The organism is Sporosarcina sp. P2 (assembly GCF_002743255.1).
In the GTDB taxonomy this organism is placed as follows: domain Bacteria; phylum Bacillota; class Bacilli; order Bacillales_A; family Planococcaceae; genus Sporosarcina.
The window spans coordinates 1-16,339 of the sequence record NZ_PDYY01000018.1 but is presented as its reverse complement, the minus strand read 5'-3'; the positions used below and the strand labels follow the sequence as shown (position 1 = coordinate 16,339).

Sequence of the window (16,339 nt, the reverse complement as noted above, 5' to 3'; positions counted from 1 at the left end):
ATCTATTCCAAAACTACTTTAACTTGTTTCGTCTTTCCATTGATTGCTCCTTGAAATCTACAGCCGGACGTCAATAGATCCTGCATTTGTTTCATGTGCTCTTGACAAATACGCTCTCCCGCACATACTAGTGGAATGCCCGGCGGATACGGAATAATCGCGTCCGCTGCCACTCTTCCAGTTGCGTCTTGCATACTCACCCATTCCATATCCATCCTATGAAGCTGAGTTGCTGTGTATACTACCGTTGACGTAGAATTAATTGATGAAAAGCTGTTAAACCGTACTGAAGTAGCTTCTTTCCCTTCTATCCACTCCATCGCTATCTTAAATTTGTCCACTAGGTCAATGCCATGTTCCGCGTCCCCCGCTTTCACTAAGGGCAGTACCAGCAACACTTGGTATAGATCGGCCAACTCGGGATAAATACCCTGTTGCTCCAATGCTTCCTGCAAGACGTATCCGGTATGACCTGTTGCGCGAATGAGCAACTTCAGTTGATCATCAGTCTCTACTACTTCGATACGCGCTATGTTGCATAGATTACGGACTACATTACTTCTGTATAGTCGAAAACTCTCATAGTGCTTTTCGTCATACGTTTCTGCATAATACCTTGCATCATCCAAGGATGCCATCAATAAATAAGACGGACTGCTGGACTGTAACATCTGAAGATAATGTGCAACTCTTTCCACTTTTACAAATTGCGAATGTATATGTAAAAAAGAGGCCATTGTCATCGCGGGTAATGTTTTATGCGCAGACTGAACGACCAGATCTGCTCCGAGTTCAAGTGCGCTCGTTGGAAATGCATCATTCACTATAAAATGTGCACCATGCGCTTCATCAATGAGAATCGGTATACTGTAGCTATGACATACTTCTATAATCTGTTTTAAATCTTTATTTATTATTCCGTAATAAGTAGGTGTGGTGAGAACGGCTGCTTTCACATTCGGATACTGCTTGAGTGCTTCTTTTACTGTCTTCAATGATACCGTTCCAGCCGTCTGCGTCTGTTCATCCCAATCCGGAGATAGAAACACTGAATTGGCACCTGTCAGTTCCAGTGCATTGAATATCGATTTATGTGCATTACGTTGCACAATTACCAAGTCTCCCCGCTGAACTGTTGCATACAGCATAGCCAGGTTTCCCACAGTCGAACCATTCACTAGAAAGAAACTCCGTTCACTTTTATAAAGATGTGCCAATTTGTCTTCTGCTTCTCTAATCGCTCCTGTCGGTTCATGCAAGTCATCTAGTCCTGTCAGCTCCGTCAGATCATAAGCAAGTGCTTGACGCACAGCGGACGGCAAATCAGATAATGTGCCCCCTTTATGTCCCGGCACGTGGAATGAAACAGGTTTTCGGTTATGAAAATTCTGCAATGCTTGCACAAGTGGACGATCTTGATATTTCATTTATTACGCACTCCTTTACCTTTACTCAGTATAGCAAAAAGCGACACTCCTGACTAAAGGAGTATCGCTTTCAAGTCACACTCTATTGTTTATACGCTGTTAACCTAACTTGTATTTTTTATTGTCACTTTTTTTCGCGTAGTGTCAGCAACACTATGATAGAATTCTGTTATTTGTTGCCTGTACTAGTCGATCTACATAGAAATACGGAACGTGCGTCCAGTTCACATCATGTTGTTGTTTACGAACTCTGACATATTCCTTCAACAGTGAACCTATCGTCTCTTCTTTGATAAATAACTGCGCATATTCATATTCTTTACTATAAACCATGGCTTCATGTAAAGAATGTGCCATTTCCAACCAGTGCTCTTGATAGGCGTAACATAAGCTTTCTAAAATTGTTGCTTCGATAAATGTCTCAACTTGCCCTTCCTGTAACGCTTCAATTTTCACATGTACTACTTTCTTTAACGCTTCCCCCCATTGGCCTTTTTGCAACAGTAGTCTTACATCTACGAGTGTGACAAATGGATGTTGAAGATTATCCACGAAATCCTCCTTCAATCTCAAAAAGGAGATTTCTGCTTCTTCTAGACGACTTTGCTTCAAGTAAATAAATGCTTCAAATGCATATAAAAAGTCTTTCCAGTAGCTATCTTCTGTATAAAACAGGGCACTCTGCAACGTTCCATGCGCATTTTCCATTTCGCCATTTGCCATATGTAGCTTACAACTCAATACATACATAGGAATTAGCAGACCCGGATCTTGGAAGTGATGGGCTGACAGAAGTGCTTCTACTTGGTGTTCTCTAGATTCTTTCATCAAGCCTTTCATGTACAATGTTTCCGCTTGAATTCCGTGATAGTAACCAATTATAGAAAGTTTATTTGCTTGGCAAGATTGCTTTTCCAATAGGTATTTATGTTGTTCAGGGGTTGCTGACATTTTACGTGAACCTAATGGTGTACGTGATAACGTAGGCTCGGTTTTATTGAACTGAAGTGGCAATAAATATAGCTTAGAGCGTTTTTCTACGTTAAAATCAAATCCTTTTTGCAGCCACTCCCCTACTTCCGTCACACCGCCCATTCGAATGATCGTAATGTAGGACTTGATTAAGAAATAGTCGTAGGGAGCGGATGGGCTTCTACTGGTAAAAGCATTCCATTCTTTTCGATTCTCTTGTGTTGTCATTTTACTTGTGACAAGATCCGCTGCATCTATTTGGTGCTCGGAAAGAAGAGAAAAAGCATACAGTAACTGAAGATCCAAAGTTAATGGAATATGAGCTTCTTCAAATTCACGGCACCAAGATATGAAAGTAGAGGTTTCTCGACTTTTGATAATGTCCACGCCGTGATTCATCATCCAAGTACTAGCAAGTGGATACGCCTTTCCTATCAATGCGTGTGTGATTGCACATACAATATCACCTTGCTGGAAGTATACACCTGCTGCTTTTTTATGAAGCTCTAATACAAACTCCTTTGAATAGGTTTGTTGCAACTTTTGCTGTAAGGCTATAGAAAAAAGGGGATGATAACGATAACATGCGTTTTTTTGCGTGTCCATTTCTATGAAAAAGCCTTTTTCCTCTAAATTTTGTAAATGGACCAGACTTTCATTATTCCCGAGTAATGCGTCGCATATTCTTTGATCCATTGTATTCAAGATGGATGTTGTTAAAAGGAAATGCTGTGCCGAGCTTGAAAATTCACCCCATAGATCATTCATTAACACATTCATAGTGTACCTTCTAGAATGCTGCAGATCATACGTATTTTGTGACTGCACAACATTTCGTAGTGCCGCAGGCCAACCTTCTGTCTGCACGAATTCTTGCCATACTGATTGTTGCTGTTCGGGTTGGTTTTTCAAATATTTTTTCATATCTACGACCGTAAAACGCAGATGCTGCATTTTCACTTCAGTAACAGTGAATAAGGATTGCCAGAGTGCAAGTGTAAAAGGAGGGAGGTGGCGACTAGCAAAGCATATCTTCAAGGATTCGGGTAAATCCATTACAAAATACTGAATCATTTCCAACAGTTCTGGAGCAGTAATATGATGAAAATCGTCAATAATTAATCGAACCCGCTTTGTCATTACATTACCTAGTTCTTTGTAGAAATTCCACATCGTGTTCAAATCGTTGCGGTCTGCATCGACAAGTTTTAGCTGTAATTTTTCTTGCGGAAGCAAATTGCACGCCGAGTAGACTGTATAGAGGATATATCGGAAAAATTGCTCTGCATCATTATCAGTTTCATCGACTGTCAACCATGCGACGTTTTCATTCAAATTACCTGACCAACTAGTCAAAAATGTTGTCTTTCCATAACCTGTTGGAGCAGTAATGAACAGTACTTTTGATTGCACTGCTTCATGTTGGACAGCAATCATATTCTCTCCGCTAATCCACTCATCACGTACGGTAGGTTTTTGTAATTTTGAGGCTAGTAATGTGGTCATGACCGTCACCTCCTAATCAATAGTAGTATATTTTGTTCTACTGCCAATCCTTGACTTGCAGTATTGCTTGAGTCCGTGAGCTAACATTGAGTTTTTTATAGACTTTCGATAAGTACACTCTAACGGTTCCTTCCGAAAGAAAAAGCTGTTCCGCAATCTCCCTGTTGGATGAGCCGGTTGCGAGTGCCTTAATCAACTCTTCCTCGCGGGGAGTTAAATTGGGTTTACTACTTTGATGAGCAGCCGCACGATGAGCGATATGATCCGTCCGTAGCGACTGTGCAAAGACAAGCGGAACTGTCTTCCAATAAGGTTGTTCAAAGTTCATTCGACATTTTATATAACTCATTAGCACTGGATTCAATGCTTTTTCGTCCAGAAACATGCGTTTAAAGCCTGACTTTACCGCTAATTCCAATGCTTCATGAAGTATATCGATTGCTAGCCTTTTTTTGCTGTTATTCCACATACAGATGGATCGCAATAACTTTGCCTCAATAGTAGTTGCTATATGCAATGCTTCTTTAGCTTCTTGCGTAACTTGATCAATACAATAAAGGGCTTTTCGCGTATTGCCTTTGGCCATATGCAGTCGCGCTTGTACAAGCACTCGGAACTCCATATCAAATTTCGCTTGCCGATGTGTTAAATTATATGATCTGTTCAATTCAATTTCCGCCCGGTCGAAGGATCCTTCACGAATATAGCCTAGTGCTTTCATTATAATTAAAATACATTGCCAGTTAGTATTAACCGTTGATTCCATCGCGTGGTTTAATATGGCCTGAGCTTTAACGAACTGCTGATTAGCCAGATACATTTTAGCCTGTAGAATGTACATGGGTATAGACAAGCCTGCATCACTATGACGATCAGTATATTCCATAGCCTTTTTCATATAATGTGTGGATTCGGATAATAGATTCATTTCATAGAAGGCTTCCGCTTGTAGACCCTGACTGTATCCTGCCAAATTGTGAGCAAGGAATTTATCAGTACGTAAGACGTCACTCAATGTAGACAGTCGTTTGATAGAGTGTAGTCCACCTCTATTGCCTAAACTAGTTCTTAGCAATTGAGATTGAAAGTGATTATACGTCATCAATACGTTTTTCCATCGCGAATCAGCGGAAAATGAATGATTGTTAATTCGCCCTTGCGAACCTAAGTCTTTTTTCTCTGTCGGACCGCCCTGTGTAAACAACATAAACACTTTTACAATGTCTAAAATTAGTGTGGCATCTTCTAAAGAGTCTTCCTTTTTCCAACCTGTTTTTTGATCCCTACGGTCAAGCTCTCGAATAATCACTCCCGCTTTTTCCATTTCAAACTGAATGGCTAGATTGAACGCATATACTGCAAGCGTTTCCGCATGGAGTTCGAAAGAGCTTTTACGTAGTATCAACATCCATCGCATGAATGTCTCGGTCTGTTTGGATAAAATGATGTTTACCAGATTCTCTTTAATCCAACGATCAGCTACATCAAATAACTCCCCTTTAATCGCCAACTCAATTCCTGTTGCATAATCGCCTTGTCCATAGCGGATATGTGCTGCTTTAACATACACCTCATTTATACAGTCATTCGAAAAATGTCGACGTCTTTCATTCTGTAAGGCAATTGAAAATAGACTATGGTACGTGTACGTCAGTTGGCTGTCGGTTAACTGATTAAGAAACAAACCTCTCTTTTCTATTTCTCTCAAGACTTCTTCACTATCATTACGATTCAATAACTGATTACAACTTTCGGGTGTTACATATTGTAATACCGATGTATGCATGAGAAAGTCTTGCATGAAGGGAGTGAGACTGCACAATACTTCATACACTAAGTAATTTGCTACGACAGGTGATAGGACGGAAGATTCCTCCACATTCCATTGGGGATCTTCTGCTGATCCGATGAGACTTATCAATTGAATACCTAAAGGCCAACCTTCTGTAATACGTAATACTTGCTCGTAGAAAAATATTGAATATCTCGATAGTGAAGAACGCTTGTCGTAAAACTCTCGGATTTCATTCAATTGGAATTGCAGTTGTTGGATACCGATTTCGTACACCCAGCCCTTTGTCCGCCACTTGGAAACGGATAGAGGCACTTCGTTTCGGCTTGTTATGAAAACCTTTATATGATGCGATATAGAATCGATGAATTGGTTCATCATGTTATGAATGACAGGATTCGTGATCATATGATAATCATCTAGAATCAGTGTAACTCTTCTTCGTTGAGCATTTAGTTCATTCAACAGCATATCGACAATCATGTAATAGGGCGGGCTTGTTTTGATGAAAGACAATACCTTTTCTGCATCAATCATATTGCCGCTTTTCTCTAATGACGTAATCACATAGGTCCAAAAACGAATGGGATCGTTATCCATTTCGTCTAATGTGAGCCAAGCCGTCGAATCTGTTATTTGGGAGAATGATTTACTTAGCAACATGGTCTTTCCATATCCCTCCGGTGCGCGAACAATAGTAAGTCGCACCAACTTCGAGTGAATAGGAATTTCTATATCTTTTCTACTGATTACTTCTTCGTTTGCTATAGGCATTTTAATCTTTTCATCAGCTATATATACTTTCACAAATCTTCACTCCCTTCGATTGCATTACGACTCCCACTAGAACTCAACTATACGTACTGGTTTTACGCACCTTTACGAAATGTCAGTGTTGAAAAATATTTCGCCAATTGGCTTATTGAGCACATCCGATATTTTCTTCATGGTCTTAGCACTTGGATAGTAAGCGCCATTCTCTATTTTGGATAAAGCTGTACGGCCGATGCCCACCCGCTCAGCCAATTCAGCTTGCGTCAGGTTCATTTGTTTCCTGAGTTCCTTTATATGATTGGCAAACATCTCGTTTTCTCCTTTCACTTTCGCTTTATAATTGACTGCGTTATTTAGAAATTTCAATGTGGTGTCTTCCATGCCTCCCATTCGCCATAGGGAAACTCTCATTTGTCCCTCTTCAGCCGCAACTTTCATCCATTGATACAAGGTTTGCTGATCTCCGTACCAAACTGTGTACGTATCACCGTGTTCATCTTGATAATCAAAGTACATACCGCCACTAGATGGATCCCGTATGGGCTTCACCTCACTTTTTCTAGCAAGTTCTTCTGCCTCCTTTTCAGTGAGGGTTTTCGTTTCATCCTTTCCATGTTGCCAACTAAAACCGCCAGCCGACAATGCGATAACTGGTTGCCCAGGAAGGGTATTCATTTTACTTACTACTTTGCGGATGAATTCATCGTCTGCTTTTGGCCCTGGACCTGAATGGCCGCCAAATAAGTTATAGGCCATCATGACGTAGACTGGTCCTACAGGAAAATTGTATTGTTCGACGTCTAAGTTGGGTTCCAATATAATACGCAATGGCTTTCCTTGTGCTAACAGAGCATCATATAGTTCTTTATAAAATTGAAGCAAGTTTGGCAGATCTTCCCCATCTACATTTTCATAGTCTAGTTCTAACCCTTCAAATTGATAGGCGTTGATGTATTCCAAAATATTATCAATATGCCGTTTTCGACTTTCCGTCGTTTCTACCAAGCGTCCAATTAGTTCGGAGTCTTTGTGAACGACCGTTCCATCAGACAGAAACTGATCATTAACAATGGTTAAATCGAGTGGGATATTACGTTCCTTTGATAGTATTTTCATAGCACCAATGGCATCGTCCATTTTGTCCCGTAAATATATGTGATCCTCCCCGTCAAAATAGGCTGCAAAAACCTGTGCCCTATCTAGACCTTGAACTTGTCGGAGGTCTCCCACTCCACTTTGCCACTGCCACTCAGTCACCCAAGCCGAAAGTTCCAATTCATCTAGAATGGATAAATCTACGGTTTGCTGTTTTTTATCCTGACATCCACTAAAAAAGAGGCAGGAAATCATCATGAATAGTATTTTTTTATTAGTAAGCATTGAAATCCCGCCTTTTCAACTGATGCCGATTATTAGAAGTTATCGACTACCCAGTTCATTGCTGACTTGATAGAACCAACAAATGTATACATCAGTTGCTGTGGCTTTTGTATTTCATTTGTGAACAAGGTCGTCTGCTCAACACCACTGTCTGCTAATGAAGCAATCGTCACTTCACTAAACTGTGCATCATGAATTGGATCATTGAAGCCTCCCGGTATCCAGGTAGAACCCAGTGCTAGCTTTCCAGCTTGAATGTCTTGATTGACTTCTAGATTACTTACAATTTTTTTGTTATTTAACCTGATGTTTAATGTATTATTCTGAAGTTTGATGTCTATGCTTTTTTCATTAGGCAGTCCTTCGCTCCGTGCTTTATCTTCTTTTCGTGAAGTGGGGTTTTCATTATTTGTTGTTTGGACGATTTCAACTTTTGGTATGGACTTTTTTACAAGTAGTTCTTTCAATTGTCCCTCTACCTTTTCCTCGATCACTAAATAATCATTTTCAACTGTAATTTTCACGTAAGAGTCACCATTATCGCTATGTCGTAAGAAAATGGATTGTTGGCCCTCGATACTCCCCCCCACTTTTCCTGTAAACTGTATATCCTTTGCGGTATTCTCCTTCAGTACCAGTTTTCCAGCCTCTTTTGATTTTGAAGTAAGGGTGATCAGACCATCACGAAATTCCGCTGCGCTTTCAATTGCTTTCCATTGGTTGGCTTGTTTTTCGTCACCTTTTACAAAATCTACTTTTTGATTTGTATCATTTTGTATTTTCATGAGTAAATGATTCGTAGACCAAGATGGTTTTGGCTGAACGCGGGTTAGGTTATATAATTCTCTTCTTTTAGTGTTAAGTGCATTTCCTTCTTGATTAAAGTGCATGTCAAATGTTTTTCTAATCTCATTGTCATTGACGTCTGTAACCAATTTGTTTGCTGTATTATACAAACTATTTGCATGCATAATCATGTAGACCCCAGGAATAGCACCCAATTTTTCTTGATAGATTTTGCGCATCGCTTTGTAATCATTTGTGATGCGCTTCTCCATCTCCAATCGATTCTCACTTGGAATCAAATATTGATCGCGGATGAAGTCCATCGAAAAGTGATTGTACGATTCGATTTTATCTTTACTTAGCACTTCTTCATCATCACGAATATTCAAGAACGTGCCTTCCTTATTAAAGATATTGATGTATGTTAAGCGGTTACCGTTACTACCTAATTCCCAAAACCCACTTTTTTGCATTTGCTTTAGGTGTGAAGGTTGAAGAAAACGTTTATCGTTCTCATCTAACTTGTTGGCGAAAGAGAGCAATGTCGCTTTGTAGTTATACTTCTTCAACAGTGGATTGACGTAAACGCTCGTGTCTGTACGTCCATCTTCAAATGCAAGAAATAATGCTTTCTCAGGTAATGGTTTCTTGTTTTTGTAGAAATTCAGTATATCTTGTTGAGAGATCGTCTCATATCCTTGGTCTCTCAATGCTTCCAACTGCCGTTGCAATTGCTTTTTTGCAAACAGAGAATCTGATCCATCCCTTGATACACCTGGATATGAAAGTGCTATAAAACCTTGCCTGTTCTTCCATTTTTCATTATTCAATGCATCATAACGATTCATTTCAACAAACGCTTGGAACACAAGAAATACAATGACCAATAAAATACCTACTTGAAGAATTGACCGTCTGACTTTCCGTCGGTTTTTCTTTTCATAATCTAATATTTCATCACTTTTTCGTTTCATACGTCATTCTCCTTATCTACAAACTCATATAGTTATGATTTAATAGTTAGAGGATCTTTTTTCAACTTCTTGCCCAACTTCTTATCGCGCGCTTCAATATCTTGTGGCGTATCGCGTGTTCCCCATGTAGATTTCCAGAATGTCACCCATGCAATAGGCATCTGCCATAATAGAACGGCTTCATACATCAAAACGAAGACAAATCCGAAGACCCACAGACTGCTTTTCTTAAAGAACAAGTAGGCGGCACTCATCATGAAGGCCATAAGAAATAGTCCCAGCAAGAAGGTGGTGGGGAATATACCGTAAAACAGCGGCACATAGAGTAAGTTGTACAATACGACGACTGGTGCAGCAATTGGTACAATCAATCCTACGTAAAAGAACAAAGCCATAAATACTTCTTTCCTCCAAATAAATGTTCCTGCTCGTAGTGATTCACGTAACCAAGAGCGTTTCCAGCGCATTTGTTGCTTTAAAAACACGCCAAATTTATCCGGGACAACTGTTGAACAGATGGCCCTATCTTGGTATGCGGTGCGGTGTGTTTGTAGAATATAGTTGGTCATACTGCGATCGTCGCCGAAAGTCGCTGGCTGACCTAAGAAAGTTTGATTAAGCCAATCCTCTTGGTGATCTAGAATCAGAGACTTTCTATAACAAGATAATGGACCCGATAAACAAGTGACACAATCGAAGTAAGATTCTGCTGCTTTCATGACACGAAAAGCGATATAGTAACGGACAACTTGTAATTTTGTAATACTATTTACATATTTATTTTCCACATCTGTGCGTCCTGCAACGCCACCCATTTTAGGATCTTGAAATGGTTGGACTAAATTCAGAATGGCATTTGGTTCTAAGAAACTATCTGAATCGACAAAAATAACAAGATCATGTTTGGCCATTGCCACGCCATCTACTAATGCTTTGCGTTTCCCGCCGTTTTGCGGCATTACGTATACTTGTAAACGTTCTTTGATTTTGTATACTTCATCTTCTTGTTCTAACCTTTCTACTGCTTTCCAGATATTCTCGACTGTGAGATCTGTAGACTGGTCATCTACGACGATTACTTCCAACTTATCGATTGGATAGTTTTGATTCAGGCAACCATATATCGTTTTATGAATCCACTCTTCTTCATTAAAGACCGGAATAATAATGGAGACACCTGGACGATAATTAGAATTGATTGGTACATTCCTATAGAAAGCTCCAAATATATATCGAGTGAGCAAAAATGTAGCTGCAATCAAACTATAAAAGTAAATAAACTTATTAAATTTAAAATAGACTAGACTTTCAATGCGCATCAATACAATAAAGAATGCAACAAGTAAGAGACTGGCAAGGGTGAAGGTTGTGATAAACTTCCACTTCGTTCTCCGGAAGTAGGAATCTAGTGACTCGACGAATGTAAAGACCATCTTCCAAGTGATTTCGTCATTTGGCATTTTCACTTCCTGCCAACTAACTGTTCCACGGATCCTCACTGTCGACTCGTATCCTTCTTCCATCGTTCCTCTAGGAATTTTAAAACGTAGGTTTACTACATCGCCGGCTTTCAGTGAATTCATAGATGGGTCGAAGTCGACAAGTAGGTCTGTCTTGGATAATTCAATCGCTTTTGTTTTCATTTTTTTACCAACATTTTTATTTTTCATTGTGATAGTAAAATTACATGAGTAGGAATTCTTTAACAGGCGATTTGTTTCGACCATTTTACCTTCGTCATCTCTTTGCAGTATTGGGACGTTTGGAAGAAGGGTCGATTCACTAGTGTGTCTAATTACTGTTTTGGCATTTGATTTTTCTTTCACCATAATTCCACACCTTTCTTATAGACTCCAATACCGGATATTCTGATCTTCAAATTCTTTTTTCTCGTAGATTCCTTTAACATCCACCAGTAGTTGAGTAGTATCCGTTTCGAACATTTGCTGGAAGTCCTCCAACGTGAGTCCTCTATATGCTTCATGTGGTACTGCTACAATGACTGCATGCAATCCTTTGAATTCCTCTGTGGAGACAAGCGTGATACCACACTCTTCTTTAACGGCTTGGGGATCCGCCAATGCATCTGCGACAATTGGCTCGATTCCGTACTCTTTTAATTCCTTAATAATATCGAGTACTTTTGTGTTACGAAAGTCAGGACAATCTTCTTTAAAAGTAAGACCTAATACACCTACTTTGATATTTTTCAGATTCACTTTCTGCTGTACAAGGATCTTAAGGATTTGCTGGGAAATATATGCCGCCATCGAATCATTGATATGGCGACCCGCAAGTAATATTTTAGATCGGTATCCGCAATCTTCTGCTTTAAACGTTAAATAATAGGGATCGATCCCTATACAGTGACCACCTACTAATCCCGGAGAAAAGGGTAGGAAGTTCCACTTTGTTTTTGCTGCACGCAATACCGCTTGTGTGTCAATTTTCATTTGATTGAACAACATGGAGAGTTCATTCATGAATGCGATGTTAATATCCCGCTGCGCATTCTCGATAACCTTTGCCGCTTCTGCTACCTTTATGCATTCCGCTCGGTATACACCAGCTTCGATAATCATTTCATAGACACTTGCGATAGTATTTAGTGTTTCCTCATCACTGCCAGAAACAATTTTTACAATGTTCTCTAGTCGGTGGACTTGATCACCTGGATTAATACGCTCTGGCGAATAACCTACTGTAAAGTCTGTACCGAATTTCAGGTTAGATGCTGCCTCTAGTTCGAGAATGCACACTTCCTCTGTAACTCCGGGATATACAGTTGACTCATAGACTACGACTGACCCCTTCTCCAAATTTCGACCTACCACTTGGCTGGCCAACTGAAGGGCTTTCAAGTCGGGAAGGTTTCCAGACTGAATAGGTGTTGGGACGGCAACAATGAAAAACTTTGCGTCCTGCAAATCCGTTTCATTTGATGTAAAGAGCATACTCGTATTGCGGACTCGTTCATCCCCAATATCACCTGTTACGTCAATACCAGCAAATAACTGATCAATTTTTTTTTCACTAACATCAAAGCCAATGACATCAGCTACTTCAGAAAAAGCTATAGCTACCGGTAGTCCGACGTAACCTAATCCAACTACTGCAATCTTTTCTTGTCTATACATGATTCGCTCGTATAATGAATTCACCATTCATACCACCTCTGTCATTTAGTTATTCTTCATTCGCATTAACTCCGTCATATGTTTAAATGTGTAGCCTTCTTCGCGTAAAGTATGGATAACTTTGGGGAGGGCTTCGATAGTGTGCGTGCCGTCTAGGATGTGAAGTACAATGACACTTCCATCTCCGCGTTTGTTGATGATACGTTTAACGATTTCATCGGCATCATTTTCTATATCCCAGTCAAATGGCGTGACATCGTACAATGCAATGCTTTTGTAACCTGTTGCCATAGCTATTTTTGCTGTCTTTTCATCTATTTCACCTGTAGCTGGACGGAATAGCATGGTCGGTTTTGCTTGAATCGCTTCAGTAATGACTTTATGCGCTTTAACCAAATCCTCTTGCAGTTCTTCAGGTGTGATTTTTGTCACTACTTCATGACCGTATGAGTGACTAGCCACTTCATGACCTTGCTCATAAATTGCTCTAGCTAAGTTTGGATTTTTCTCTACCCCTTTACCAATCAAGAAGAATGTGGAGGGAACTTTCTCTTCTTTCAAGATCTCAAGAATCTTTGTAACTGTGTAATCACTTGCCCAGTCATCAAATGTCAGTGCGATCACTTTTTCTTCTGTAGGTGCTTCGTAAAAGATATTTGGTTTAATATCGCTATAGTTTGGATTGATTTTAATTCGATCATAGCCGGCTATTTGTTCGAATGGTTTACGCTTGGTACCTTTATTAACTAGTTCATTTAACGGGATTAATTTATAACCTGTATTTTCAACAGCCTTCGCGATATACGGTATGGCTCCAACCACCTCGGGATTAATATCCGTATGCATGGAAATAATTGATCCACGCGTTATATACCTTTCAATATATTTGCCGATTGTCTTAGCTCCTTGCATCTCCCCTTCACGTGGGTTGATTGTGTAATTAATAACGGCATCCATACCAAGTTGTGCAGTAACGGCTTGAAGATCCTCATTGTATTCACCCGATCGTGTTCTGACATAACGGGGCGTTATACCAGTTTCTTTTCGAATTACTTCATTGCTGAGTTTGACTTCTTTATACAATTCCTCATAACTCATATTCTGAAGATCCAATTGATTTAGTGTGTTGTTTTCTATTTCATGACCGCGATCCAAAATCATTTTGGCAATTTCGGGCTCTTCTGCTACTCGTATACCTGGTAAAAAGAATGTAGCTGGAATATTGTTTTCCTCTAGTGCATCCAAAAGCTCCACCATTGTCTTTTTGTCAGCCATACCATTAAACGTAAGGGATAACTCCTTCCTAGTAGTCCATACATAAGAAAGAACTTCACTTTTCCCTTCCACGTATGGAGCGACCTTTTCACTAGCTAGAGCAACGGCTGCTGAATCACCACTCTTTTTACCTTCAAACAATGGAGAACATCCACCTACTACCAATAAAGAACTTAGAAGTAATAAAAGAGAGGTAGATTTCAATTTGTTAAGATTATGAGATTCCCGATATTCATAACGCATTCTCAACACCTACACTTTCCGTATCATCATAATTTTTATACTTTTATGCGTAATTCTTGAAAACAAACGCATTCCTTGTATGTGTATTCTGATCAACCAATGTTAATAGAGAATTTAGAGCAGCTGTTATGCTAATTTATTAGTACATTTTCTTTACTTAACAACTTTTACACTATCTTTTTATCGTAATAATGTAGTTTATGTCTTTCACCACTGGCGCTGTTGTTAGTAAGTAGAAAACCTTGTAAATACGGATAAAAGTCAGGGCAGACATTTGCATATTACAAGAGCGTGTTCAATTATAATCAAGTTTTTTACCACCTCCTTTTTACCATTAACTTTCGTGTTGTTTTTCTAAACAAACAGGTTAAAAAAACCATTTGTTTAGCGTTACAACACATATTAAATTGGTTTGTTCTTTTTGTCAACACATTTGTTAGTTAATTCTGCCAATTACTTTTGGAATACCACGGACATCTATTTTTTAGTCCTAGTTTATTCTCAATGCACTGAACATTACACTAAAGGTCATTAAACTTGGGGCTTTGGAGGATAGTTGCACTTAAACAAGTTGTAAAATGATAATGCCGCTCACAATATAATGTGTTAGTGATAGAATATACAACTTTTTTCTCAGATTCTATCCACTAGTAATATAGACTTTTAAATTAAATTCAAAAACTGCTTTACGATTTTTCATTTAAAGTCTTTCTACCTAAAAGTGTTAGGTAAGTATTTTCTGCTTTTTATAAGTAAATAGGTTATGATAGAAGTACATACTTTGCAATATTAGTCATGAAGAAGTTAAGGAGGGAATATGTTTGAACAAATTTGGAATTCGCCTACGAAAATTACGTGAACAAAGACAAATGACTTTACGTTATTTAGCTGATCTAGCTAATCTGAGTTACTCCTTCATCGCTTCATTGGAAAAAGGTAGATACAATCCTTCTCGTGAAACGATTTGTGCACTAGCAGCTGCCTTGGAGGCAGATAAGAATGAGTTACTAATATTGGCAGGTTACCTACCGAATGAAACAGTAGATCAAGCCATTTCATCTTCAAAAAGTGATGAGGCGTCCAAAGAAATTGAGCTAGAGAAATTATTGCAAAAACCAGTATCCTTTAATGGTATAAAGTTATCCAACGCTGATAAAAATGCTTTGTTGGCATTCATGCAAACTATGTATAATTTTAAAAATTAATCTTTTTTACCATTTTAAATTTTTCGACAATACTCAATAGTATTTTGTAACATTTTACTATATAATAACTGTACAAAGATTCTTCTATTCGCAAGTATAATTTCAGCTTTATATTTGAAGCCTTTTCTAAAATACTTGCTGAATAGGCAATCGTTTACTCTCCTTCTCCCGTCGCTCAAGTCTTCATTCTATTTGTTTAGGAGATGAGCAGTATGCCGGCTTATATGGTCAATGAGTATTACGTTTTTACGTCGTACGAGGAAATGTCTTCGCTTATTCATGATATTATCCACTATTCTCTTTTGCCTCCACAACAAGATCGCCATTTATTTTCTATTCTAACTGGTTATCTGGACACAACTACACTTAAATTCAAGTCAGACAATGGACTATCCATTGCATTACGCTATGAAAGCGAAGACGATATTTACTACCCCGTATGATTAGTTAGCCAGCTTCAATCATCTCGAATAGAAACATACGCTGTCTAATCCATGGGCTTTCCGACATGGATTTTTTTATCGTCTCACTACGGGGAATGATTGATTGGTGCTTGGTTCGCAAGGTTTATAGTGGGTAAGTGGCAAGGCGATAGTGTGCCTGGTGTGTTTCATTGAGCGGTTAGGCAGGGTGATAGAGCGCTTAGCACGACTCATTGAGCAGATATGCGAGACAATAGAGCGCATGCCATGCCTCATTGAGCGAGTAAGCGAGACGATAGAGCGCTTAACAAGATTTATTGAGCAACTAACTAAAATCTACAATCACTCAACTCTAAATTTAGCTCATATTCATAATTAAACACAAAAAAGCCACTCCCCAAAGGGAATGGCTTCGCATGCCTAGCAACGTCCTACTCTCACAGGGG

At 39.1% G+C, this 16,339-nt stretch carries 10 protein-coding genes; 2 read left to right on the top strand and 8 right to left on the bottom strand.

Features of this window, described 5'->3' with window-relative positions:
* Nucleotides 1-2 precede the first annotated feature (2 nt).
* The 8 genes from CSV67_RS15495 to CSV67_RS15460 form a co-directional block, all read right to left on the bottom strand.
* Nucleotides 3-1,427, bottom strand: coding sequence for an aminotransferase class I/II-fold pyridoxal phosphate-dependent enzyme (locus CSV67_RS15495; RefSeq protein WP_099632502.1), 1,425 nt, complete (start codon nt 1,425-1,427; stop codon nt 3-5).
* A gap of 153 nt (nt 1,428-1,580) precedes the next feature.
* Nucleotides 1,581-3,905: a winged helix-turn-helix domain-containing protein gene (locus tag CSV67_RS15490; protein WP_099632501.1), complete on the bottom strand. Its 2,325-nt coding sequence runs from the start codon at nt 3,903-3,905 to the stop codon at nt 1,581-1,583.
* Between the two features lie 37 nt (nt 3,906-3,942).
* Nucleotides 3,943-6,504, bottom strand: coding sequence for a helix-turn-helix transcriptional regulator (locus tag CSV67_RS15485; RefSeq protein ID WP_099632500.1), 2,562 nt, complete (start codon nt 6,502-6,504; stop codon nt 3,943-3,945).
* 72 nt (nt 6,505-6,576) lie between these two features.
* Nucleotides 6,577-7,851, bottom strand: a complete 1,275-nt coding sequence (locus CSV67_RS15480) for a helix-turn-helix domain-containing protein (RefSeq protein WP_158232963.1) — start codon at nt 7,849-7,851, stop codon at nt 6,577-6,579.
* Nucleotides 7,852-7,883: 32 nt separating this feature from the next.
* Nucleotides 7,884-9,611: a polysaccharide deacetylase family protein gene (locus CSV67_RS15475; protein WP_099632499.1), complete on the bottom strand. Its 1,728-nt coding sequence runs from the start codon at nt 9,609-9,611 to the stop codon at nt 7,884-7,886.
* A gap of 32 nt (nt 9,612-9,643) precedes the next feature.
* Nucleotides 9,644-11,440 carry a glycosyltransferase family 2 protein gene (locus tag CSV67_RS15470; protein WP_099632498.1) on the bottom strand — a complete coding sequence of 599 codons (1,797 nt, stop codon included), beginning with the start codon at nt 11,438-11,440 and terminating at the stop codon, nt 9,644-9,646.
* A 15-nt stretch (nt 11,441-11,455) separates the two neighbouring features.
* Nucleotides 11,456-12,775, bottom strand: coding sequence for a nucleotide sugar dehydrogenase (locus CSV67_RS15465; RefSeq protein ID WP_099632497.1), 1,320 nt, complete (start codon nt 12,773-12,775; stop codon nt 11,456-11,458).
* Nucleotides 12,776-12,793: 18 nt separating this feature from the next.
* A complete protein-coding gene (locus tag CSV67_RS15460) occupies nt 12,794-14,164 on the bottom strand; it encodes a polysaccharide deacetylase family protein (protein ID WP_233192634.1) in 1,371 nt (456 codons plus the stop codon).
* 923 nt (nt 14,165-15,087) lie between these two features.
* Here CSV67_RS15460 and CSV67_RS15455 point away from each other — a divergent pair.
* Both CSV67_RS15455 and CSV67_RS15450 read left to right on the top strand, forming a co-directional pair.
* Complete coding sequence (locus CSV67_RS15455) at nt 15,088-15,471, top strand: helix-turn-helix domain-containing protein (RefSeq protein WP_099632495.1); 384 nt, start codon at nt 15,088-15,090, stop codon at nt 15,469-15,471.
* A 212-nt stretch (nt 15,472-15,683) separates the two neighbouring features.
* A complete protein-coding gene (locus tag CSV67_RS15450) occupies nt 15,684-15,914 on the top strand; it encodes a hypothetical protein (protein WP_099632494.1) in 231 nt (76 codons plus the stop codon).
* Nucleotides 15,915-16,339 lie beyond the last annotated feature (425 nt).